At 70.3% G+C, this 22,756-nt stretch carries 18 protein-coding genes; 11 read left to right on the forward strand and 7 right to left on the reverse strand.

The window, feature by feature from the left end; genetic code table 11:
* Positions 1-211 precede the first annotated feature (211 nt).
* Positions 212-2,383: a bifunctional lysylphosphatidylglycerol flippase/synthetase MprF gene (locus F9C12_RS13615; protein WP_409182336.1), complete on the forward strand. Its 2,172-nt coding sequence runs from the start codon at positions 212-214 to the stop codon at positions 2,381-2,383.
* On the opposite strand, the gene F9C12_RS13620 is transcribed toward F9C12_RS13615, so the two are convergent.
* Both F9C12_RS13620 and F9C12_RS13625 read right to left on the reverse strand, forming a co-directional pair.
* Positions 2,323-3,243, reverse strand: coding sequence for a hypothetical protein (locus tag F9C12_RS13620; protein ID WP_409466105.1), 921 nt, complete (start codon positions 3,241-3,243; stop codon positions 2,323-2,325). The genes F9C12_RS13615 and F9C12_RS13620 overlap by 61 nt on opposite strands.
* Before the next feature lie 5 nt (positions 3,244-3,248).
* Entirely contained in the window at positions 3,249-4,997 is a 1,749-nt protein-coding gene (locus F9C12_RS13625) for a proline--tRNA ligase (RefSeq protein WP_409466106.1), read from the reverse strand.
* A gap of 124 nt (positions 4,998-5,121) precedes the next feature.
* On the opposite strand from F9C12_RS13625, the gene F9C12_RS13630 reads away from it, so the two are divergent.
* Positions 5,122-5,478 (forward strand): VOC family protein, encoded by a 357-nt coding sequence (locus F9C12_RS13630; protein WP_409182339.1) that lies wholly within the window; start codon positions 5,122-5,124, stop codon positions 5,476-5,478.
* A 144-nt stretch (positions 5,479-5,622) separates the two neighbouring features.
* On the opposite strand, the gene F9C12_RS13635 is transcribed toward F9C12_RS13630, so the two are convergent.
* On the reverse strand, positions 5,623-6,588 hold the full coding sequence (locus F9C12_RS13635; protein ID WP_409466107.1) for a GNAT family N-acetyltransferase: 966 nt from the start codon (positions 6,586-6,588) through the stop codon (positions 5,623-5,625).
* Between the two features lie 66 nt (positions 6,589-6,654).
* On the opposite strand from F9C12_RS13635, the gene yaaA reads away from it, so the two are divergent.
* On the forward strand, positions 6,655-7,398 hold the full coding sequence (gene yaaA / locus F9C12_RS13640; RefSeq protein ID WP_409466108.1) for a peroxide stress protein YaaA: 744 nt from the start codon (positions 6,655-6,657) through the stop codon (positions 7,396-7,398).
* 277 nt (positions 7,399-7,675) lie between these two features.
* Here yaaA and F9C12_RS13645 read toward each other — a convergent pair whose 3' ends face one another.
* Complete coding sequence (locus F9C12_RS13645; protein ID WP_409466109.1) at positions 7,676-9,202, reverse strand: phytoene desaturase family protein; 1,527 nt, start codon at positions 9,200-9,202, stop codon at positions 7,676-7,678.
* 83 nt (positions 9,203-9,285) lie between these two features.
* Between F9C12_RS13645 and F9C12_RS13650 the strand changes: the two genes are divergently transcribed.
* Positions 9,286-10,272, forward strand: a complete 987-nt coding sequence (locus F9C12_RS13650) for an aldo/keto reductase (protein WP_409182343.1) — start codon at positions 9,286-9,288, stop codon at positions 10,270-10,272.
* Between the two features lie 180 nt (positions 10,273-10,452).
* Here the strand turns inward: F9C12_RS13650 and F9C12_RS13655 are convergent, their stop codons facing one another.
* Positions 10,453-11,055 (reverse strand): TetR/AcrR family transcriptional regulator, encoded by a 603-nt coding sequence (locus F9C12_RS13655; protein WP_409466110.1) that lies wholly within the window; start codon positions 11,053-11,055, stop codon positions 10,453-10,455.
* Between the two features lie 92 nt (positions 11,056-11,147).
* Between F9C12_RS13655 and F9C12_RS13660 the strand changes: the two genes are divergently transcribed.
* The 4 genes from F9C12_RS13660 (at position 11,148) to F9C12_RS13675 (ending at position 18,546) form a co-directional block, all read left to right on the forward strand.
* Positions 11,148-12,662, forward strand: a complete 1,515-nt coding sequence (locus F9C12_RS13660) for an FAD-dependent monooxygenase (protein ID WP_409466111.1) — start codon at positions 11,148-11,150, stop codon at positions 12,660-12,662.
* A 931-nt stretch (positions 12,663-13,593) separates the two neighbouring features.
* Positions 13,594-14,550 (forward strand): serine protein kinase RIO, encoded by a 957-nt coding sequence (locus F9C12_RS13665; RefSeq protein ID WP_409466112.1) that lies wholly within the window; start codon positions 13,594-13,596, stop codon positions 14,548-14,550.
* Between the two features lie 320 nt (positions 14,551-14,870).
* Positions 14,871-16,595 carry a DEAD/DEAH box helicase gene (locus F9C12_RS13670; protein WP_409466113.1) on the forward strand — a complete coding sequence of 575 codons (1,725 nt, stop codon included), beginning with the start codon at positions 14,871-14,873 and terminating at the stop codon, positions 16,593-16,595.
* Between the two features lie 784 nt (positions 16,596-17,379).
* The gene (locus F9C12_RS13675; RefSeq protein ID WP_409466114.1) at positions 17,380-18,546 is read left to right on the forward strand and encodes an 8-amino-7-oxononanoate synthase; all 1,167 of its coding nucleotides are present in this window, start codon (positions 17,380-17,382) and stop codon (positions 18,544-18,546) included.
* 61 nt (positions 18,547-18,607) lie between these two features.
* Here F9C12_RS13675 and F9C12_RS13680 read toward each other — a convergent pair whose 3' ends face one another.
* Both F9C12_RS13680 and F9C12_RS13685 read right to left on the reverse strand, forming a co-directional pair.
* Positions 18,608-19,039, reverse strand: a complete 432-nt coding sequence (locus F9C12_RS13680) for a GNAT family N-acetyltransferase (RefSeq protein ID WP_409466115.1) — start codon at positions 19,037-19,039, stop codon at positions 18,608-18,610.
* Between the two features lie 19 nt (positions 19,040-19,058).
* Entirely contained in the window at positions 19,059-19,877 is an 819-nt protein-coding gene (locus tag F9C12_RS13685) for a S1 family peptidase (protein WP_409466116.1), read from the reverse strand.
* A 328-nt stretch (positions 19,878-20,205) separates the two neighbouring features.
* On the opposite strand from F9C12_RS13685, the gene F9C12_RS13690 reads away from it, so the two are divergent.
* The 3 genes from F9C12_RS13690 to F9C12_RS13700 all read left to right on the forward strand — a co-directional run bounded on the left by F9C12_RS13690 (position 20,206) and on the right by F9C12_RS13700 (position 22,728).
* Positions 20,206-20,910, forward strand: coding sequence for a M15 family metallopeptidase (locus tag F9C12_RS13690; RefSeq protein WP_409466117.1), 705 nt, complete (start codon positions 20,206-20,208; stop codon positions 20,908-20,910).
* Positions 20,911-20,980: 70 nt separating this feature from the next.
* The gene (locus F9C12_RS13695) at positions 20,981-22,375 is read left to right on the forward strand and encodes a mycothione reductase (RefSeq protein ID WP_409466118.1); all 1,395 of its coding nucleotides are present in this window, start codon (positions 20,981-20,983) and stop codon (positions 22,373-22,375) included.
* A gap of 89 nt (positions 22,376-22,464) precedes the next feature.
* Entirely contained in the window at positions 22,465-22,728 is a 264-nt protein-coding gene (locus F9C12_RS13700) for a hypothetical protein (RefSeq protein ID WP_409182353.1), read from the forward strand.
* Positions 22,729-22,756: the final 28 nt, after the last annotated feature.

Here is a 22,756-nt window from a genome sequence, read left to right on the forward strand (position 1 = left end):
TTCGGGCTGTTCTGCTGTCAACCCCTGTTCCGGGTCGGATACGCCTCGAATTGACCGAATGCCAACCCGTTTACGCTGGTGAGAGCGTTGACCCGAAGGGCGGGTCAGTCTTGGGGCCAGGGTCGGGTCCCCCTGGGGTAGCAGTCCCTTAGGGGGAGAAGTAGGTCCGACGGCCGATGACCGCTTAAGATCGCCGCGCCACACTTCTCCCATGACGATCGCACAGGGGGGAACCGGCCTCACGGCCGGAGAGGCACGCGGCCGCCTAGCGGTGTTGTGGCACCGGCTTCCGTTCACGACGACCGTGGTGCTCGCGATCCTGATCGTGGGGGTCGCGACCGGCTCGCTCTGGCACGCCGCCGAGCACCAGCACGCTTTCCACTACTACGCCTACGGGCTCCCGTCGCTGGAGCACGGCCGCTGGTGGACGCTGTTCACCGGTCCGTTCTACGCGCTGCGCCCGTGGTTCTACCTGCCGATGGTGGGCAGTTTCGCGCTGATGGCGGGATTCGCGGAATGGCATCTCGGCACGCGGCGCGCGATGGCGGTGACGATCGGCGGGCAAGTGGTGTCGACGGTCGTCGCGGTGCAGTTCCTCGAGCTTTCCCGCAATTCCGGCTGGGCCTGGGCCGACCGGATCGCCGGCACGCTCGACGTCGGTTTCTCCGGCGGCGCGCTCGCCGCGATCGCCATCACCAGCGCGACCCTGCGCACGCCGTGGCGGCTGCGGCTGCGAGCCGCGCTGTGCGTATACGCCGGGGTAGCGATCGTCTATGTCGGCACGCTCGCCGATCTCGTGCATTTCTTCGCGCTCGTCCTCGCGCTGCCGCTGGGCCGCCGGCTCGCCGGACCCGCCGCGCGCAACGCCAACAAGCCGTCGCTGCGCGAATGGCGGCTGCTCGCGTCGGCCGGACTGGTGCTGCTGGTCGTCGCCGAAGTGGTGATGTGGCTGGTTCCCGGCGACGGCCCGTTCGGCTCCTCGGACTCGATCTCGTTGTCCGGCAACGAACTTCTTCCGCTGTGCATCATCGCGGTGCCGATCCTCAACGGGCTGCGCCGCGGTTCGCGGTTCGCCTGGCGGTGCGCGATCACGCTGTGCGTGCTCGCCGCGTCGCAGATGGCGGTGCTGGCCGGGGTCGTCGCTATCACCCAGGCCGTCCGGGAGGAGTACGACCTCAGCAACCCGCCGCTGTTCATCGTGGACAATCTCTTGTGGGGGGTCGAGCTGGTGCTGCTGATCTCCGCGCGCCGCGCGTTCCGCGTGCCGTCGCGGCGCAGGCGGCGCAAGCTGTTCCGCGGCGGACCGGACCCGGCCTTCGCGCGGCTTCTGCTGGGCCGCAACGGCGGCAGCACCATCTCGTGGATGACGACGTGGCCGCAGAACACCTACTTCGTCGCCTCCGACGGCGCGTCGTACCTGGCCTACCAGCGGCACGCCGGTGTCGCGGTGGCGCTCGGCGACCCGGTCGCGCCGGACGGGACGAGCGACCGCACGCTGCGGGAGTTCGCCGCGATGTGCGAGAACACCGGGCTCGTGCCGTGCGTGTTCTCCGCGACCGCGGCGACCGCCGCGCAGACCGAGAAACTGGGCTGGCAGCACGTGCAGGTCGCCGAGGACACGTTGGTGGACCTGGAAAACCTCGAGTTCCGCGGCAAGGCCTGGCAGGACGTGCGAACCGCGCTGAACCGCGCCAAGAAGGACGGGATCGAGTTCCGGCTGGTGCGGCTCGCCGAACAGCCGTGGTCGATCCGCGAACAGGTGCGGGCGCTGTCCGAGGAATGGATCTGCGACAAGGGCCTGCCGGAAATGGGCTTCACGCTGGGCGGCGTGGACCAGGCGATGGACCCGGCGACGCGGGTCGGTCTCGCGGTCGACGCGGACGGCACGGTGCACGGCGTGACGTCGTGGCTGCCAGTGCACACCGGCGACGGCGAGGTCGGCGGCTGGACGCTCGACGTGATGCGCCGCCGTGCGCACGGATTCCGGCCGGTGATGGAATTCCTGATCGCCTCGACCTGCCTGGCGTTCCGCGAGGAGGGCGCGAAGTTCGTGTCGCTCTCGGGCGCGCCGCTGGTCCGCAGCAACGACAGCACGCCGCGGCAGATGGTCGACCGGATGCTGGACGCGCTGGGGTCGATGATGGAGCCGTACTACGGATTCCGTTCCCTGCACGCGTTCAAGGCGAAGTTCCAGCCGCGGCACGAACCGCTGTACCTCGCTTACCGCGATGAAGCCGATCTGCCGCGGATCGGGATCGCGCTCGGCCGCGCGTATCTGCCGAACGCCGGGCTGATGGACTTCGCGAAGCTGGCTCTGCGGCGTCAGCGCGTGGCCGGCGGCGGCGTGGTCGTGGACCGGTCCGAGGCCGGGACCGCGCGGTAACTGCGCAGAATACGGACGAGGTCGTCCCGGGACGCGGAACCCGGGCGGCCTTGTTCGGAGTACGCGACCAGCACGGCCGATTTGTCGCCAGCTTTGAGCGCTAGTGCCCCGGCCAGCACGCTCTTCGGCTGGCACGGCGCGTTGCTCGGAGTCACCTCGGCGAGGACCAGCATGCCCTCGCCGCTGTCGTTCTTCTCCGGCGCACCAGGCGTCACCTTCGCGGGCGGAGCGCCTTCGCCGGTGTACGCGCTGATGGCCAGATCGGTGACGGCCTTGCGAGCGGCTTCGGCGGCGTCAGCGGTCTTCTCGGTGGTGAAACCCGCGCCGCCGATCTGGCCGACCGCGTCTTCCTTGCAGCTGTGCTTGCCGAGGAACGCGCTGGTGGCCAGGGTGAGCCCAGGCGATCCGGGGGCGGGGTCCCAGCCGTGCAGCGTGGTCGGCGCGGGCTCCCAGGACGGTGGCACGTCGTAGGCGTAGCTGCCGTCCTTGCCCGCCACTGACTGCCATCCCGGGACCACCGGCGGCACGACAACGCGCGGTTCCGGCTGGTAGGTGTGCGGAGCGTGGTCCGTGCTGGCGGGATGGTGGCTCTTGCCGGCGAGGACGTTGTAGCCGAACGCCCCGATCAGAAGGACGAGCGGAACCGCCTTCACCAGGCGGAGGTTGACCTTGCGCTGAGCAGAGGATCGTCTCGGCGGCTGCGGGGCTGGTTCGGACGGCCCCGGCGCCGGGTCGGTTTTCCCGGACCCGGCGCTCGGGGACTTCGGCGCGTCGGACGGCTCGTACCCGCCGAAACCGCTCAGCGCGGCGTTGTCCTGATACCCGCCGTCGGCGCGGCTTTTGCGGCCGAACCAGCCCACCTGCTTCAGCCGCGGACGAGCTTCGCGAGGTGGTCGACCACCGAGTCGACGGCGATTTCCTCGCGTTCGCCGGTGCGCCGGTCCTTGACCTCGACCAGCCCGTTCGCCAGGCCGCGGCCGACGACGAGGATCGTCGGGACGCCGACCAGCTCCGCGTCGGCGAACTTCACGCCCGGGGTCGCCTTGCGGTCGTCGAGGATGATTTCGAGACCGGCGGCGTCGAGTTCGGCGGCCAGCTTCTCCGCGCCCTCGCGCACCGTCTCGTCCTTGCCCGCGATGACCACGTGCACGTCGAACGGCGACACCTCGCGCGGCCACACCAGGCCGTGCTCGTCGTGGTTCTGCTCGGCGAGCACCGCGACCAGCCGGGAGACGCCGACGCCGTAGGAGCCCATGGTGATCCGGACCGGCTTGGAGTCCGGGCCGAGCGCGTCGACCTCGAAGGCGTCGGTGTACTTGCGGCCGAGCTGGAAGATGTGCCCGATCTCGATGCCGCGCGCGGCGACGAGCGTGCCGTGCCCGTCCGGCGAGGCGTCGCCCTCGCGGACCTCGGCGGCCTCGATGGTGCCGTCCGGGGTGAAGTCGCGGCCGACGACCAGGTCGAGCACGTGGTGGTCGCGCTGGTCGGCGCCGGTCAGCCAGGCCGTGCCCTCGACCACGCGCGGGTCGACGAGGTAGCGGACCCCGTTCTCCTGCAACGCCTTCGGGCCGATGTAGCCCTTGACGAGGAACGGGTTCTTCGCGAAGTCGGCTTCCTCGAGCAGCTCCACCTCGGCGGGTTCGAGCGCCGCTTCGAGGCGCTTGAAGTCCACCTCGCGGTCGCCCGGGACGCCGATGCCGAGCAGCTCCCACTCCTTGGCACCCGGCTGACGCGTCTTGACCAGCACGTTCTTCAGCGTGTCCGCCGCGGTGAACTCGCGGCCGAGCCCGGCGGCGTTGAAGAACGCGACGAGCGTCTCGATGGTCGGCGTGTTCGGGGTGTGGTGGACCTGCGCCTCGGGCAGCCCCTCGATCGGACGGGCGGCGGGCGCGGGCGTGACCACGGCCTCGACGTTCGCCGCGAAGCCCGATTCGGTGCTGCGGACGAAGGTGTCCTCGCCGTTCTCCGCGACCGCGAGGAACTCCTCGGACGCCGAACCGCCCATCGCGCCGGACGTGGCGGTCACGATCACGTATTCGATGCCGAGGCGGTCGAACAGCTTGATGTAGGCGTCGCGGTGGGCCTGGTAGGAGCGCGCGAGGCCCTCGTCGTCGAGGTCGAAGGAGTAGGAGTCCTTCATGACGAACTCGCGGCCGCGCAGGATGCCCGCGCGGGGGCGCGCCTCGTCGCGGTACTTGGTCTGGATTTGGTACAGCGTGACCGGGAAGTCCTTGTAGGAGCTGTACTCGCCCTTCACGGTGAGCGCGAACAGCTCCTCGTGGGTCGGGCCGAGGAGGTAGTCGGCTCCCTTGCGGTCCTTGAGGCGGAAGAGGGTGTCGCCGTACTCGGTCCAGCGGTTGGTGGCCTCGTAGGGTTCGCGGGGCAGCAGCGCGGGGAACTGGATCTCCTGCGCGCCGATCGCGTTCATCTCCTCGCGCACGACCTGCTCGACGCGGCGCAGCACCCGCAGGCCGAGCGGCAGCCACGAGTAACCACCCGGGGCGACCCGGCGGACGTAGCCGGCGCGCACCAGCAGCCGGTGGCTGGGCACTTCGGCGTCCGCCGGATCCTCGCGCAGCGTGCGGAGGAACAACGACGACATCCTGGTGATCACTGGGAACTCCCTGCGCTGAGCGGGCCTTAGACGTTTCGCACAGAGTAGTCAACCCCCCGGCCTCGACGCATGCGGGTTATCGGCGGGCCCGGTTTTTGTCGGTGGTCGCGGTTAGCGTGCGGGCATGGGTTTGGAGATGGGCATGATCACCGTCGACTGCGCCGAGCCGCGGCGGCTGGCGGAGTTCTGGACGGCGGCGCTGGGCGTTTCGGTGGCGGCGGACTACGGCGAGTTCGTGATGCTGGAGAGCCCCGCCGCGGGCGGGCCGCGGCTGGGGTTCCAGCGCGTGCCGGAGCCTCGGGCCGGGAAGAACCGCGTCCACGTGGACTTCGGAGCGGACGACCGGAAGGCGGAGGTCCGGCGGCTCGTGGAGCTGGGCGCGGCGGAGCTGGGGAACCATTCGGCTCCCGGGCTGGAGTGGACGGTTTTGGAGGATCCGGAGGGGAACGTGTTCTGCGTGTCCGGGAAGGGGGCGCATTGAGGATGCGGTGAGGCGGCTTCGGTCCGGGTGATCGCGGCTGGCCCGGCCTGTGCGGCCTGCGCACCAGCCGGGCCGCGGGCGAACGCGGTCCGCGGGCGAAGCCGACCTGCGCGGCGATCGGGAAGCGAGCGATCCGGACGGAGGTCAGCTGAGTGGCAACACGTACCCGTAACTGCGCTCGGCCGTCCGGTACCCGCACCGCTCGTAGACCGCGAGCGCGCGGTGCGTGTTGTCCATGTCCACCGACAGCGACGACCGCTCGAAGCCAGCCGCGCGACCGGCTTCGAGGGTGTGCGCCAGCAGCGCCGACGCCAGGCCGCGGCCGCGAGCCTCCGCCAGGGTGCCGACGTAGTTGACGTGCAGCTCCCGCACGCCGGTCGCCGCCGCGTCCGCTTCGTAGAACGACGACATCACGAACGCCACCACCCGGTCGCGTTCCGGCGAAAGGAGGAGGAACGACAGGTCCGGCCGGAAGTCCTTGTTGTCGCGGAACCGGTGTTTCCACTGGTCGGCGGAGAGCCAGGTGCTGCCCCAGTGCCCGGAGAACGCGGCGTTGCGCGCGTCGAGCACCAAGGCGTCGTAGCGCTCCTCGCAGGCGGCCAGCGGAAGGTCGTCCGGAAGCGGCGGCGCCGGTGGCAGCGAGGCCAGGTCCGCGCGCATCTCCACGAAGGTGCGCTCCTGCTTGAACCCGCCGCGTTCGAGGAGCGAGAGGTACCAGCGCTCGTTCTCGTGCGCGCCCGCGTGGAGTTCGAGCTTCGCGTCCGGGAAGTGCTGAGCGTGGACACTGCGGGCCGTACGCACGAGCCACTCGGTCAACACCGAAGCGACCTCGTCGGTCCGGTACTCCGGGTCGGTCAGCGACGCCACGTGCGGCTGGTGCACCGGCTCGGCGGCGTCGCGCGGGATGACCAGGGCGTAGCTGACCAGCCGCGAACCGTCCCAGGCCCCGACGCTCGCGCCGGGCAGGTCGACCGACGGGCCGGACATCTCCTGCCGCACGTCGTCCTCGTCCCAGTGCTCCCCGGTGCGGTCGGCTTCCTCCGCGACCGTGCAGAGCCGGACGACCGCCCCGACGTCGGCGAGCGTGAGCGGGCGCCAGGCGAGTTCCATGCGGGCCAGAGTAAGGAGCGGCACACGCCCGCCGCACCTGGATTACCCGGCGGTTACGCTCCGGGGGTGCTGGTGCTCCTCCCCCCTTCAGAAACCAAGGCCGACGGCGGCAAGGGCGCGCCGCTGGACCTGGACGCGCTGTCGTTCCCCGAGCTGAACCCCGTGCGCGCCAAATTGGCCGACGCCCTCGTGGAACTCGCCGCCGACGTCCCGGCGAGCCTCGCCGCGCTGGGGATCTCCGAGCGCCAGTCCGACGAGGTCTCCCGCAACGCCCAGCTCTGGACCTCCCCGACGATGCCCGCGCTGCGTCGCTACACCGGCGTCCTCTACGACGCGCTCGACGTCAAGAGCTTCACCCGCGCCGGACTGGCCAAAGCACAACAGCGCCTTGCCGTCACGTCGTCGCTGTTCGGCGTCGTAGCCGCAACCGACCCCATCCCCGCCTACCGCCTCTCGGGCGGCAACACGGTTCCCGCACTGGGCACCGTGAGAGGCCTGTGGAAGCCGGTCCTGGAACCAGTACTGCGCGACGTGGAAGGCCTGATAGTCGACCTCCGCTCCGGCACGTACGCCGCTTTCGCGAAGCTCCGCTCCGACGCAGTCACCGTCCGGGTAGTCACCGAAGACGCCAACGGCAACCGCACCACAGTGAGCCACTTCAACAAGGCCTACAAAGGCAAGCTGGCCGCGGTACTAGCCACCTCGAGAAGCGAACCGTCCACTGTGGACCAGCTAGTACGGGTAATCACCAAAGCAGGCCTAACCGTAGAACGCACCGGCGACCACGCCCTGGAACTCCTCACCGACTGACCACAACGGCGAGGGAAATCCCACCCGATCAGCCAGCCGCAGAACACACCGACTCCACCCCGGGGCCGAGAAACCGCCCCCGATGCACCCAACAATCGGTGCACCCAGCCCCTCCCCCGCACCCCGATACGAAGCCTCCCTGCGGTCGGTGGGTGCTTGTCAAGGCATCTTTCCCGCCTTGACAAGCACCCACCGACCGTCAGCACAATCAAGCTTCGGGGTGCCCCGCCGCACCCGGCCCGCAATGTCGCCGCCAGGCGACGAGCAGCCCGAAGACTCAGCCCCGCCCAAGCACCGCCATCGCCGCATTACGCCCAGGAATCCCGCTAACCCCGCCCCCGCGAACCGCCCCAGCCCCGCACAACAACACCCTCTCGTACCCAGTCTCAACCCCCCAGCCCCCAGCCGTCTCGTCATCGCCATACGGCCAAGACAGGTCCCGGTGGAAAATATGCCCGCGCGGCAACCCAAGCTCCGCCTCGAGATCCAACGGCGTCTTGGCTTCAATACAGGCTTCCCCGTCCCCATCCGCCAGCAGACAGTCCTCGATCGGCTCCGCGAGCACGCTGTCCAACGACGACAGAGTGGCCCGCAATGCCTCCGCCCGCGCCCCGTCGTTGTCCGCTTCGAACAGCCGCGCCGGCATGTGCAAGCCGAACAACGTCAGCGTCTGCACCCCCGCCGCCCGCTCGGCCGGGCCAAGAATCGACGGATCAGTCAGCGAATGACAGTAGATCTCGCACGGCGGAACCGACGGGATCCGGCCCGCCGCGGCCTCCCGGTAGGCAGTTTCGAGCTGGGCAAACGATTCGTTGACGTGGAAGGTCCCGCCGAACGCGTCGCGCGGATCGACCGCCCGGTCCCGTAACCGAGGCAGCCGACGCAGCACCATGTTCACCTTCAGCTGCGCGCCTTCTGGCGACTCCGCAGGTTCTTCACCGAGCAACCGGGCGAGCGTGCGCGGCGCGACATTCGCCAGCACCCGCCCGCCGACCGCCACGCGTTCCGTATCCCCTTGGCGGTAACGAACTTCGCCATCCGGCGTCACCGAAAGCACCTCCGCGCCGGTGACCAGCACCGCTCCAGCGCGACGGGCGACGTCGGCGAGCGCATCGGTGACCGCGCCCATCCCGCCGACCGGAACGTCCCAGTCGCCCGTGCCGTTGCCGATGAGGTGGTAGAGCAGGCAACGGTTCTGCCGGAGCTGCTCGTCGTCCGCGGAAGCGAAAGTGCCGATCAACGCATCCGTGAGCACCACCCCGCGCACGACGTCGTCGTCGAACAGCTCGCGCAGCGTTTCCCCGGCCGGGCGCTCGAAGAACGTCGCCCACGCCTCATCGTCGCCGATCCGTTGCCGCAGCTCGGCGCGAGTCGGCAACGGCTCGGTCAGCGAAGCGAAGGTCACCTCCGCCACCCGTGCCGCCGAGGCGTAAAACCGTTGCCACGCCGCATAGTCCTTTGTGGACCCAGTGACCGCGCGGAACGACGCACCGGTCCGCTCGCCGTCCCCCGTGTCGACAAGGAGACCCGTGTCGCCGGCCGGAGTGTAGGACGACATCCGCCGCCTCCGCAGCCGGACGTCCAGCCCCAGCTCGGCCGCGATCCGCTTCGGCAGCAGGCTGACCAGGTACGAATAGCGCGAGAGCCGGACGTCCACGCCGGGAAAAGCGCGGAACGACACCGCCGCCCCGCCGATCTCCGCACGCCGTTCCAGCACCAGCACCGACCGTCCGGCCTGGGCCAGATAGGCAGCCGCGACGAGTCCGTTGTGCCCGCCGCCCACGATCACCGCGTCGTAGTCCACCGCCGCGAGCCTAATGCTTGACCCGGAGCGCGCTCCAGGTCTTAGCGTCGCCCGGGACAGCATCCAGCGCAGAAGGAGCGACCATGACCGACGTCCCGACCCGGAATCTCGGCGGACTGACGGTTTCCGCGCAAGGCTTGGGCTGCATGGGAATGAGCCACGGCTACGGCGCGGCCGACGACGCGCAGTCGATCGAAACGCTGCGCCACGCGATCGACCTCGGGGTGAATTTCCTGGACACCTCCGACTTCTACGGCTCCGGCCACAACGAGGAACTGATCGGCCGCGCGATCGCCGACCGCCGCGACGAGGTCGTGCTGGCCACGAAATTCGGTATCGCCAACCGACTCGGCGAGCCGACGCAGGTCCGGGGCGACGCCGCCTACGTGCGCCAGGCCTGCGACGCCTCGCTGCGGCGGCTCGGCATCGACCACATCGACCTGTACTACCTGCACCGCGTCGACCCGGACGTGCCGATCGAGGAAACCGTCGGCGCGATGGCAGAACTGGTGCGGGCAGGGAAAGTCCGGCACCTCGGGCTTTCCGAAGCGAGCGCGCAGACCATCCGGCGCGCGCACGCGGTGCACCCGATCGCGGCCTTGCAGAGCGAATGGTCGCTGTGGACCCGCGACCTGGAGGCGGAAATCGCGCCGGCCTGCCGCGAACTCGGCATCGGCATCGTCCCGTTCTCCCCGCTCGGCCGCGGCTTCCTGACCGGCCGCTACCGCACCACCGAAACGATGGCGGACAACGACGTGCGGCGCTACCAGCCCCGGTTCGCCGAGGGCAACCTCGACCGGAACCTCGCGATCGTGGCGAAACTCGAGGAACTGGCCGCCGCGAAGGGGGTCACGACCGGACAGCTGGCGCTGGCGTGGGTGCAGGCGCGCGGCGAGGACGTGGTGCCGATCCCAGGCACGCGACGGAAGCAGTATCTGGAGGAAAATCTCGCGGCCCTGACCATAACCCTCACCACCGACGATCTCGCCGCGATCGAGGAGGTGGCCGCGCCGGAGAACTTCGCCGGAGCCCGCTACGACGCGGCACACCTCGCGTTCGTCAACCGCTGACCTCGAGGCGGCGCTGGGCACCGGCGTTCCAGCGTCGCCCCTTCCCAGACCCTCTGGATCTTCGACGGCCGCTATGACTTCCAGCCGACCTTCCCGGGCTGATGGCTTCCGAGAAGGCCCCGCCAGGCTTCTCTCGCTCGAACGCGCTCCAGGCAAATCACCCGGACGCCGCGGTCCGCCTCACCCGCCGACCAAGCGCTCCACCGCGTCGAACGCCCGCATCAACCGCTCCCGATGCGACTCCGCCAGCTCAGTCAGGTCCTCCCCTTCCAGCCGCCGCCGGATCGTCTCCACCGCCACCGTCCGGTAAGCCGCCACCACCAGTGCGGCGACCAGCGGCGCGTCCCCGGAGAACCGCTCGTCCGCGGCGAGCTCGGCAGCCAGCTCGGCTTCCATCTCGTACCCGAACGCCCGCAGCCGCGCGATCAGCGCGGGCGACTCCGCGACCGTCCGCATCAGCGGCTCGATGTCGCCGGCGACGCCGGACAGCACGTGACCCTCTTCCAGCATCGTCAGCGCGAGCTGCCGCAACGCGTCCACCACGCCGCCAGTCCGTTCGCGAACCGCCGACCGCACCAGCCCGATCGCCTCCGGCAGGCGGTCCAGGAGCAGGTCCTCCTTGCGCTCGAAGTGCGAGAACACGGTCACCTTGGACACCCCGGCCGCGGCGGCGACCTCGGCGATCGTGACCTCGTCGAACCCGCGCTCCAGGAACAGCCCGGTCGCGACCTCGGCGATCCGCGCCCGCGTCTTCGCCCCGCCTCGATCGCCGCGATTGGGCATGATCCACCCTTCCGTGTCACCTTTACCTGGTAAGCTTACCCGGTAAGCACACTTGGTTAAGCCGTCCGGCACAGAGTAAAGGGGAGCACAACATGGAGCGGACTGAGGTGATCGTCGCGGGGGCCGGGCCCACCGGACTGTTCCTCGCTGGGGAGCTGGCGCTGCGCGGGGTGGCGGTGACGGTGCTGGACCGGCTGCCGGAGCCGGATCCGACGGTGAAGGCCGGGTCGGTCAACGTCGCCAGCGCCGAACTGTTCGACCGGCGCGGCCTGCTGCCCGCGGCGGAGGCGGCGCAGCGGCGATTCCTCGCGTCGGTCGGCACATTCGGCCCGACGGTCGAGGCCGCCACCCGAGGTGGCCGCCGGTTCCTGGCCGCCGGGCACTTCGCCGGTTTCCTGTTCGACAACGACCTGATCGACCAGAGCGACCCCGTGCTCGCCGCGCACCGAGCGGTGTCGGGCGGGCTCGGAGTGCCGCAGCAGGCCGTCGAGCAGATCCTCGGCGAACACTGCGCCAAGCTCGGCGTCGACCTCCGGCGCGGCGTCGAAGTACACGGCGTGCAGCCCGCCGACAAGTCCGTGACGGCGCAAACAAGCGCGGGCGAGCTCACCGCGTCCTGGCTCGTCGCGGCCGACGGAGGGCGGAGCGCCATCCGCAAGCAGCTCGGCATCGAGTTCGTCGGCACAGACCCGGAAATGACCGGCTACCAGGCGATCGCCGACTTCGAAGACGCGAGCGGCCTGCGCCCCGGCTGGACCTGGACACCGCGCGGCGTCTACGCATACGGCCCGGTCCCCGGCCGCATCTTCCTCAGCCGCTTCCGGCAGCCGCCGGAAGACCGAGACGTCCCGGTGTCGGTCGAAGAGCTGCAGGAGGCCGTCCGCGACGTCACCGGAGTCCCGGTGACCATCACCGGAATCCACGGCCGGGCAACGCGGTTCACCGACAACGCCCGCCAGGCTCGGCACTACCGGCACGGCCGCGTCTTCCTGGCCGGCGACGCGGCACATGTCCACTCCCCGCTAGGCGGACAAGGCTTGAACCTCGGCCTCGGCGACGCAGCGAACCTAGGCTGGAAGCTCGCCGCGACCGTCCAAGGCTGGGCCCCGGCAGGACTGCTCGACAGCTACGAAACCGAACGCCGCCCCATCGGCGCAGCAGTACTCGACTGGACCCGCGCCCAAGTCGCTCTCCTGCGCGGCGACGAACGCACCGAACAACTACGCAAAATCGTCGGCGGCGAACTGCTCAAGGTCCCGGCCGCGATGAACCGGATCGTGGCGCTGTCGTCCGGAATCCTGCAGCACTACGACGTCGCCGACAACGCCGCCGAACCAGTCGGCTCGCTCGCCGGAGACGAAGAACTGACCTCCGGCACCCGCCTGGCCGACCACGCCCACGACGGCCGTTTCGTACTCATCGACCGCTCCCCCGACGGCCGCTTCGCAACCCCCGACTTGGCCGACCGCCTCGCCTACGTCGCCGACCCAGCCGACGAGCCAAGCCTCCTGGTCCGCCCAGACGGCGTAATCGCGTGGGCAAGTTCGGGAGCCGACGACCAGAAACTCCTCGACACCGCACTCGCCCGCTGGGCAGGCGCGAAATAACTCGCCTGAACGAGCGGGCCGCCAAACCACCCCTCTCGCCCGCCCGGACGGCGCAACCGCGCGGACAAGTCCCGGCAACGACGGGCCACAAGCCCCACGACGCCGCACTCGCCCGCAGGACAGCCACGGCCCCACCCACGAGCCACGGCCCCTCGCCCACCCAGCCCGCGTGGCCGCTCAGGGACGTCCCGCAAACCGCAGCCAGAACCCCGTCGACACCACGCCCCCATGATCGGAGACACCACATAACCCAGCTCCGCGGCCCAACACACCGCCTCGCCAGCCCGGACAACGACGCGACCGTCCGGACAAGCCACGGCAACGGCGGACGAGAAGCCCCGCGACACCGCCCTCACGCACAGGACAGCCACGGCCCAACCCACGAGCCAAGGCCCTCCACCTACCCGACCACGCAAGCACATCCCGCACGCCACGCCCCCGGACACCGCGCCTACACAACGGGAGACAGGACACAGCCCAACTAGACGCCCACCGACCCCGCACTCACACGCCGCACAGCCACGGTCCAACCCACGAGCCAAGCCCCTCCACCCACCCGACCACGCAAGCACGCCGCACAAACCCCGACAAGACCCCCTCGACACCACACCCACCCGACGGGAGACACCACATGCCCCAGCTCAGTCCTCCAACCGCCAAACCAAGCCCTCCCCGACCAGAACCCCGCGTCCACCGAGCCACCACCAGAAACCCCACACCCCCGCAGCGGGAAGGAGCGAAATAAATCAGTTGCGCGAGTCCACAACGAGCGGCAAGGTAGTCGCCGTCCGGCGGGAAGCCGTCGGCTGCCGGAAGCAAGGGAGGTGCGTCGTGGAGATTGTCCGGGCGCTGTCCTGCCCTCTTCCGCCCGCCCGCCTCGGCTAGAGCACGCGCTCGCCCGGTGGGCACCCTGATCTAGGAGAACCCACCAGTGCGCGAGCACGATTTCGACGAATTTTCCGACGCCTCCGACTACTCCGACCGCCGGATGCGCCGTCGCCCCCGTTACGACGACATGCCCGCCCCGACCCGCCGGGGGCGGCTTACCGAAGCCGAGCGCGTCCGTCTCGCCCAGGTTCGCGAGGACGCCTACACCGAAACCGAACTGCCCGACGGCGCCGACCGCTGGACCACCTGGGGCGACGCCGACCAAGGTCCGCATCCTCGGCCCGACTGGGTGGTCACCGAACTCGCCGCGGTCGACACCGATCTCGGCGTGCTCAAGACCGGCAAGGAAGCGGACGTGCATCTGCTGCGCCGCAACCTTCCCGGAGAAGAAGGAGTTCTGCTGGCAGCCAAGCGATACCGCTCAGACGAGCACAAGCTGTTCCACCGCGACGCGGGTTATCTCGAGGGCAGGCGGATGCGCCGCTCCCGCGAGATGCGCGCGATGGCCGGGCGGACCTCGTTCGGCCGCAACCTGATCGCCGAACAGTGGGCGGTGGCGGAGTTCGCCGTCCTCAGTCGCTTGTGGACGATCGGGGCGCCGGTGCCGTATCCGGTGCAGCGGCACGGCACCGAGATCCTGCTGGAATTCCTCGGCGAACCCGACGGCACCGCCGCGCCCCGGCTGGCGCAGCTGCGTCCCGAACCGGACGAGCTGGCCGATTTGTGGGGGCAGGCGGTGTCAGCACTGGAACTCCTGGCGGGACAAGGACTCGCGCACGGCGACCTGTCCGCGTACAACCTCCTGGTGCACGAAGGCCACCTGATGGTGATCGACCTGCCCCAGGCGGTCGACGTGATCGCGAACCCGCGCGGCCGGGAATTCCTGGCCCGCGACGTCGCGAACCTCGCCGGCTGGTTCCACAGCCGCGGACTGTCCGAACAGGTCACCGACACCGATGACCTGGTGCGGGAACTGGAAACCGCGGCCGGTCTCGGCTGAGCGCGGGGGCGGGGCCGCGGCTGTGCGGCAGGCCACACCTGCGACCCCGCCCACAACCGCGCACCTGGGTGCGGGGCAACCGCGCTCTCTCAGGTAGAGTGTGTCAAGACCGCAACGGCGGCGTGGATGAGTTGGTGTCCGTCGCCTCCACAGTCCGCAGAAGGACTCGCGGCCATCCGAAGCAATTTCCGTCGGTGCGTCACGCCATGGCTCGGCGCACCGGGTCCGTCCCTGTGAACGCCCATCGCCACACCATCTTGCCCTGCCTGCGCGCGGGCAGCCCGGGCCTCCTTGCGACGTGCCACGTCCGAGAGGCATTTGTGACCATCACGTACGACTCCGGCCAGTCCGCCCGCTCCCGCGCGGGCCGCCCCGAGCGCAAGCCGCGGCACCGGCCTGCCGGTGGAGACGTTCTCCACGACGACACGGTGGAAACCCCCGCCGTGAAGACCTTCGCCCAGCTGGGCCTGCCCGAGCCGCTGCTGCGGGCGCTGTCCGAGGCGGGCATCGACGCGCCGTTCCCGATCCAGTCCGCGACCATCCCGGACGCGCTGGCCGGCCGCGACGTGCTGGGCCGCGCCCAGACCGGGTCCGGCAAGACGCTGGCCTTCGGCCTGGCCATCCTGGCCCGGCTCGACGGCGGCAAGGCCCGCCCGAAGCGCCCCCGCGCGCTCGTGCTGGTGCCGACCCGCGAACTGGCCATGCAGGTGGCCGACTCGCTGACCCCGCTCGCCAAGTCCCTCGGCCTGTGGTGCCGCACCGCGGTCGGCGGCATGTCGTTCGGCCGCCAGGCGGAATCGCTCGCCCGAGGCGTCGACCTGCTGATCGCCACCCCGGGACGGCTGTCGGACCACGTCCGCCAGGGCACCGCCTCGCTCGGCGACTGCAACTTCATCGCGCTCGACGAGGCCGACCAGATGGCCGACATGGGCTTCATGCCGCAGGTCCGCGAGATCATGGACCTGACCCCGCCCGGCGGGCAGCGGCTGCTGTTCTCCGCGACGCTCGACGGCGACGTCGACAAGCTGGTCCGGCAGTACCTGGCCGACCCGGTCACGCACTCGGTCGCGCCGTCGACCGCGAGCGTCACCACGATGGACCACCACCTGTTCCAGGTCTCGCACGCGGACAAGCAGGACATCATCACCCGGATCGGCGCCCGCGAGGGCCGCACGATCATGTTCGTCCGCACCAAGCACCACGTCGACCGGCTCACCGAGCGGCTGCGCGAGAGCGGCGTGCACGCGGTGGCCCTGCACGGCGGCAAGACCCAGGGCCAGCGCAACCGCGTCCTCGCCGACTTCAAGGAAGGCCACGCGGCGGTGCTGGTCGCCACCGACGTCGCCGCGCGCGGCATCCACGTGGACAACATCTCCCTGGTGCTGCACGTCGACCCGGCCGCGGACCACAAGGACTACCTGCACCGCGCGGGCCGCACCGCCCGGGCGGGCGCGTCCGGCATCGTCGTCACCCTGGTGACGCACGACCAGCGGCGCACCGTCCGCCGGATGACCGACCGGGCCGGCGTGCGCGCCGAGACCACGATGATCCGCACCGGGGACGAGGAACTGTCCCGCATCACCGGCGCCCGCGAGCCGAGCGGCGAGCCGGTGGTGGAGCGTCGCCGGGAATCCCCGCGCCGCTCGGGCGGCCGCGGCTTCGGCGGCGACCGCGGAAGCTTCCGAGGCCCGCGCGAAGGCGGCGGCTACCGCGGTTCGCGCGAAGGCAGCCGCGGCGGCTACGGCTCGCGAGATGACCGCGCTCCCCGCGAGGGTGGTTACAACCGCGGCTCGTACGAGGGCCGCAGCCCCCGCGAAGGCGGCTACGCACGCGAGGGCGGCTTCTCGCGTGAAGGCGGTCGCGAGGGCGGCTACTCACGTGAGGGCGGTCGCGAAGGCGGCTACGCACGCGAAGGTGGTTACGGCTCCCGCGAGAACCGCGGCGGTGGCGGTTACAGCCGAAGCCGCCAGCAGTCGCGCTTCGGCAGCGGCTCCGGTCGCCCTCAGCGCCCGAGCCGCGGCCCGCGCCGCGGACACGACGCCTGAGTGATTCCTGAAGAACGGCCCCGCTTCGGCGGGGCCGTTCTCCGTTTCCGGACATGTTTCGCCCGCTGCGCCGCACACCACAACGGACAAGCCCGGGCTCACCATCGGCCCGCGACGGTCACCGGACCCTGAAGCCGCTCGTCGGCACCGGGGCCGTCGCCGAGCGGAGTCCCCAGCCCACACCCCAGACAGAGCAGCCATCACCGAGCGGGGCCTCGTGCCGCCGCCAGCCCACACCCCGGCAGACGAGCCGTCACTCAGCAGGGATCTCGCACCATCATCAGCCCACACCCGGCAGAGCCGTCACCGAGCAGGGGCCTCGCGCCGCCATCAGTTCACGCCTCCGGCAGACGAGCCGTCATCGAGCAGCAGTCTCCTCCGCTCGCCAACGCAGCGGCGGTCGCTGAGCGGGAGTCTTGCCTACTGCAGCCCTCACCTCCGAAAGCCGCGTCCCGACGCAGCAGTCGTCACTGAACAGCACTCCAGCCCTCGGCCCCGCCCCGAAAGTCACTCCACCACAGCGACCGCCGACGAACAGGAGGCTCGCCCTCTGGCACAACGGCTGCCGCTGAGCAGGCAAATCCCCCACTGGACCACCTCCGCCAAGCCGACCGCCCGAAAGCCGCACACCCCGGCACAACGACCGCCCCCGAACCCGCCACTCACCCCCAACCAGGCCCAAAGTCACCACCCCACCCGGGTTTCCGTTGCCCCGCCCCGCTTCCCGCACTTCTCGAGGCGGGGGCCGCAAACACGTCACCCCGCCGGATGCGACACTGCCTTGGTGACTGACACTCCGCCGCTGCTGCCTGAGAACGTCTTCGACTGGCTTGAAACCGAAGGCCAGCGGCGTGCGGAAGCCGGTCTCTCCCGCCGGATGAACCCGCGGCCCGTGCAGCATTCTCTGCTCGACCTCGCGGGCAACGACTACCTCGGCCTCGCCCGCGACAAGCGCGTCGCCGGAGCAGCCGCCGCTGCCGCGTTGCGCTGGGGGGCCGGGGCTACCGGATCGCGGCTGCTCACCGGGTCGACCGAACTCCACGCGGAGCTCGAACACGAGCTTGCCCGGTTCTGCGGAGCTCAGGCGGCGCTGGTGTTCTCCTCCGGATTCACCGCCAACCTCGGCGCGGTAACAGCCCTGTCCGGGTCCGAATCGGCAATCGTCACCGACAAATACGTCCACACCTCGCTGGTCGAGGGCTGCCGACTGTCCCGTGCGGACATCGCGGCCGTCGATCACGCGTCTCCGTCGGCGATCAAGCACGCGCTGGCCACGCGCCGCAAACCGCGGGCGATCGTTGTCACGGACTCGGTTTTCTCCTCAGACGGCGAACTCGCGCCGCTGGGCGAACTCGCCGAAATCTGTCGTGCGCACAGTGCCGCGCTGGTCGTCAACGACGCGCACGGTTTCGGCGTCCTCGGCGAAGGCGGCCGGGGCGCGGTGCATGCCGCCGGTCTGTCGTCGGCACCGGACGTCGTCACCACGCTGACGCTTTCCCACGCCCTCGGCGCACAAGGCGGTGCCGTCGTGGGCCCGCGCCGCGTGATCCGGCATCTCGTGGACACCGCGCGCAGCTTCATCTTCGACACCGCGCTCGCGCCGGCCAGCGCTGCCGCCGCGTTAACTGCGTTGCAGGTGCTCAAATCCGAACCGGAATTGCCGTCAAAGGTCGTCGAGAACGCCGGAAACCTCGCGATGGGACTGAAGAACGCCGGTCTGCCGGTCGATCTCCCGGAAGCCGCCATCGTCGCCGTGCGGACGCCGTCGCCGCAAGCGGCCGCCGCGTGGGCGGAAGCCTGTGCGGAGCAAGGAATCCAGGTCGGGTGCTTCCGACCGCCCGCCGTGCCGGACGGCGTTTCCCGGCTGCGGCTCACCGCCCGCGCGGACCTCTCCGAGGCGGACGTCGACCGCGCGGTGAAGGTGATCGCGGCGACCGCTCCCCGCAGCTAGCCCGGCGGTGAGCGTTCTCGGGACGTACGCCACCGCGATCACCGCGCCGCCAACCCTGCGATCAGGCCGGACGGCGCATCGTGACGTGCGGAATCCCGTCCTCGAGGAACTCCTCGCCCTCAGCGACAAACCCGAACCGCGCGTACAGCTTCTGCGCGTAAGTCTGGGCGTCCAGCACGAACTCCCCCGTCGCCCCGTCCAGCGCGGCCTCCATCAGCCGCGCCGCCAGCCCCTGCCCGCGCGCCGATTTCGCGGTCACCACTCGCCCGATGCGCCGCCCGCCGCCCGGCTCGGCCAGGACGCGCAGGCAGGCCACGACCTCCGGGCCGGAAGTCAGCCACAGATGTTCCGTCTCCGGAAGCAGGTCGAGCCCGTCGATGTCCGCGTACACGCAGTCTTGTTCCACCACGAACACGTCCGACCGCAGCCGGAGAATCCCGTAGAGATCGGCAGCGGCGAGGTCCGGCCCGGCGGCGCGGTGCAGAGTCGTCACGCCACCTGCTTAACACAGCTCAGCCGAGCAGCCGCGGCTGGGACTGCGCCGCGATGTCGTCGGAGAACTGCGAAACCCGCGTGTACACGCCGGGCTTGCCCGGTTTTCCGCAGCCGTCGCCGAAGGACACGATGCCGACCAGCGTGTCGCCCTCGACAAGCGGGCCGCCGGAATCTCCCTGGCAGGCGTCCTGTCCGCCTTGCGGGTAGCCGGCGCACACCATGCTCGCCGGGTCGTAGGTGTCGTAGGCCGTTTTGCAGGCGGAGTCGCTGACCAGCGGCACGTCGGCGCTGCGCAGCACGTCCGACCGCTGCCCGCCTTCGGAAAGCCGTCCCCAGCCGAGCACGGTCGCCCGCGTGCCTTCCGCGTACCGCGTCTGGTCGTCCTTGCCCGCGAGCTTCGCCGCTTGATACGGCAGCCGCCCGCGCACGGTGAGGACCGCGATGTCGTCGCCCTTCGTCGGGTCGCTGAAGTCCGGGTTCACCCAGACCCGCGAGACACCGAGTTCCACGCCGTCGCTGCTGCGCTTGTCCTGGCGGCCGGCCACCACGCGGACCGACGACTTCGGCACGGCTTTCGCGCAGTGCGCGGCGGTCGCCACCGCGGACGGGCTCACGATCACCGCGCCGCAGAACTGCGAACCGCTCTGGTCGGTGAGGTACACCGCGTACGGGTGGTCGGCCAGCGAAGCTTCGCTGCCGCCGACGATGCGGGGCTGGGCGTGCGAACCGGGATCGGACGACGGCGTCGCCCAGGCCGAACCGACCGGGACCGCGATCGCGGCGGCGAGCAGCGTCCCCGCCGCGAGCAGGACCGGACGACGGAACTTCGCGGGCATGGGTTTTCCCTTCATCGGCACTACGACGGCACGGCCTGGACGCGCTCGGGAATCAACCGACTCCGGCGCGTGCACACACGGCCGCGATTACCCTAATCGGGCCAAGCCCAAAACGGTGTCACTGGAACGGGTGGACTCTTTCTGCCCCGAGCGCATTCGCTTAGCTGGAGTCATGCGACGGAAAACAGCCGCGACGGCCGGCGCAATGATCGGCTTTCTGCTGGCCGGATGTGCCAGCGGCACTCCCGCGGCACCCCCGCCGAGCCCGTTGACCGCGCCGTCGGCACCGCCCAGCCCGACACTTCCGGCAACTCGGACAGCGACGAGCGTGCCCGTCGTCACCTGGCAGGTGGGTGCTCGTCCGCTGCCGCTGCGCCCGGACGGCTTCGGCCAGATCCAGCCGACTCCACCCGAACTGGTGAACCGTTCGCTGCCGACCCAGGACTTCCTCCCACCGCCGGCCAGCACGACGTACACCGCGAAGATCGCCGAAGTACCCGACGCCGTGCTCAAGCGCAGCACCTGGCAGGCCGCCTGTCCGGTATCGGCGGCCGACCTCCGGTACGTCACGCTTTCCTTCTGGGGCTTCGATCATCGCGCGCACACCGGCGAGCTGCTGGTCCGCAAGGACGCCGCGGCAGCGGTGGTCAAGGCGTTCAGCGAGCTGTACGCGCAGCAGTTCCCGATCGAGGAAATGCGCATCACCTCCCCCGCCGAACTCGGCGCTCCGCCGACCGGCGACGGCAACGACACCAGCGCGTTCGTCTGCCGTCCGATGCGCGGGCAGAAGAACTGGTCCGCGCACGCGTACGGGCTCGCGGTCGACGTCAATCCGTTCTGCAATCCCTACACCAAGGACGATCTCGTCCTCCCGGAGCTGGCGTCCGCCTACCTCGACCGCGCGAAGGTGCGGCCGGGGATGGTCACCGCCGGCGGCCCGGTCGTACGCGCGTTCGCCGCGGCGGGCTGGCAGTGGGGCGGGGCGTGGAAGTCGCCGGTCGACCGGATGCACTTCACAGCCAACGGCGAGTGATCCGGGAACACCCGGGCGGGGTACCGGAGTTGACTAGGCTGGCAGCAGACCGCTTTCGGGAAGGACCGCCGTGCCGCACTACGACCTGGTGATCATCGGGACCGGATCGGGCAATTCGATCCTCGGGCCGGAGTTCGCCGACCTCCGGACGGCCATCGTCGAGAAGGGCGTGTTCGGCGGGACCTGCCTGAACGTCGGCTGCATCCCGACGAAGATGTTCGTCTACGCCGCCGACGTCGCCGCGACGCCCGCGGGCAGCTCGCGCCTCGGCGTGGACGAGCAGCTCACCGCGGTGCGCTGGCCGGACATCCGGGACCGGATCTTCGGCCGGATCGACCCGATCGCCGAGGGCGGCGCGGAGTACCGCGAGAACCACGAGGACAACCGCAACGTCGACGTCTACCGCGGCGAAGGCCGGTTCACCGGGATGAGGCAGCTGCGCGTCAGCTTCCCCGACGGCCGCCCGGACGAGGTCGTCACCGCCGAGAAGTTCGTGCTCGCCGCGGGCGGGCGCCCGGTGATCCCGGACGTGCCGGGACTGGCCGACACCGGCTACTACACCTCCGACACGATCATGCGGCTCGACGACCTGCCGCAGCGGATCGTCGTCCTCGGCGGCGGGTACATCGCGGCCGAGTTCGCGCACGTCTTCGCGTCGTTCGGCGTGGCGGTCACGCTGGTCAACCGTTCCGGCGCGCTGCTGCGCCAAGAGGACGCGGACGTCAGCGCCCGGTTCACCGAACTGGCTTCGCAGCGGTTCGACGTCCGGCTGGACCGCAAGACGGTCCGCGCGCGCCGCACGGACACCGGGGTCGCGCTGGACCTCGAAGGCCCGCAGGGCGCGGAGACGGTCGAGGCCGACCTGATCCTGGTCGCCACCGGCCGCAAGCCGAACTCCGATCTGCTCGACGTGGGCGCGACCGGCGTCGCCACCACCGAACGCGGGCACGTCGTGGTGGACGACTACCAGCAGACGTCCGTCGAAGGCATTTACGCGCTCGGGGACATCTCGTCGCCGCTGGAGCTGAAGCACGTCGCGAACCACGAAGCCCGGGTGGTGCAACACAATCTGCTGCACCCGGACGACCGGATCCAGGCCGACCACCGCTTCGTGCCGCACGCGGTGTTCACCTCGCCGCAGGTGGCGTCGGTCGGGCTGACCGAGGCGCAGGCGACCGAACGCGGACTGTCCTTTGTGGTCTCGAAGCAGGACTACGCGGGCATCGCCTACGGCTGGGCGATGGAGGACACCACCGGTTTCGCGAAGCTGCTGGCCGACCCGGCGACCGGCCAGCTGCTGGGCGCGCACATCATCGGACCGCAGGCGTCGACGGTGATCCAGCCGCTCATCCAGGCGATGAGCTTCGGCCTCGACGCGCGGTCGATGGCTCGCGGACAGTACTGGATCCACCCGGCGATGCCGGAACTGGTGGAGAACGCGCTGCTGAATCTGCCGCTGGACTGACTCCGGCGCTACCCAGAGTGGAGCGATTCCCGAATCGGGTAACAAGGATCTCGCGTTGTTAGGGTTCCCGCGGAGGTGCGGGGACTGACATGACGGACATGATCGCCGGGGAAATCGTGGTGCCGGCGGAGGAATTGGCCGCTCGCTGGAGCGAGGTCACGGATCTCGAGCTGATGTTCGCGGCGCGGCGAGCCGAACTCGGGACTACGGCCGCGACAGCGGCGCTGCTGGAGGAACTGCGGGCGAAGCCGGCCGAATGGACCGCGGAATGCCTCGCGGTAGCGGTGGCCGCACTGGACGACGTGCGGCGCACCGGGCAGTTGCCCGAGCCGTTCCTGGCAGCGCTGAACTGACAGGTGCGTGAGTGTTCAAGCCGGGGCG

Source organism: Amycolatopsis sp. GA6-003, from assembly GCF_046267895.1.
Classification (GTDB): Bacteria; Actinomycetota; Actinomycetes; order Mycobacteriales; family Pseudonocardiaceae; genus Amycolatopsis.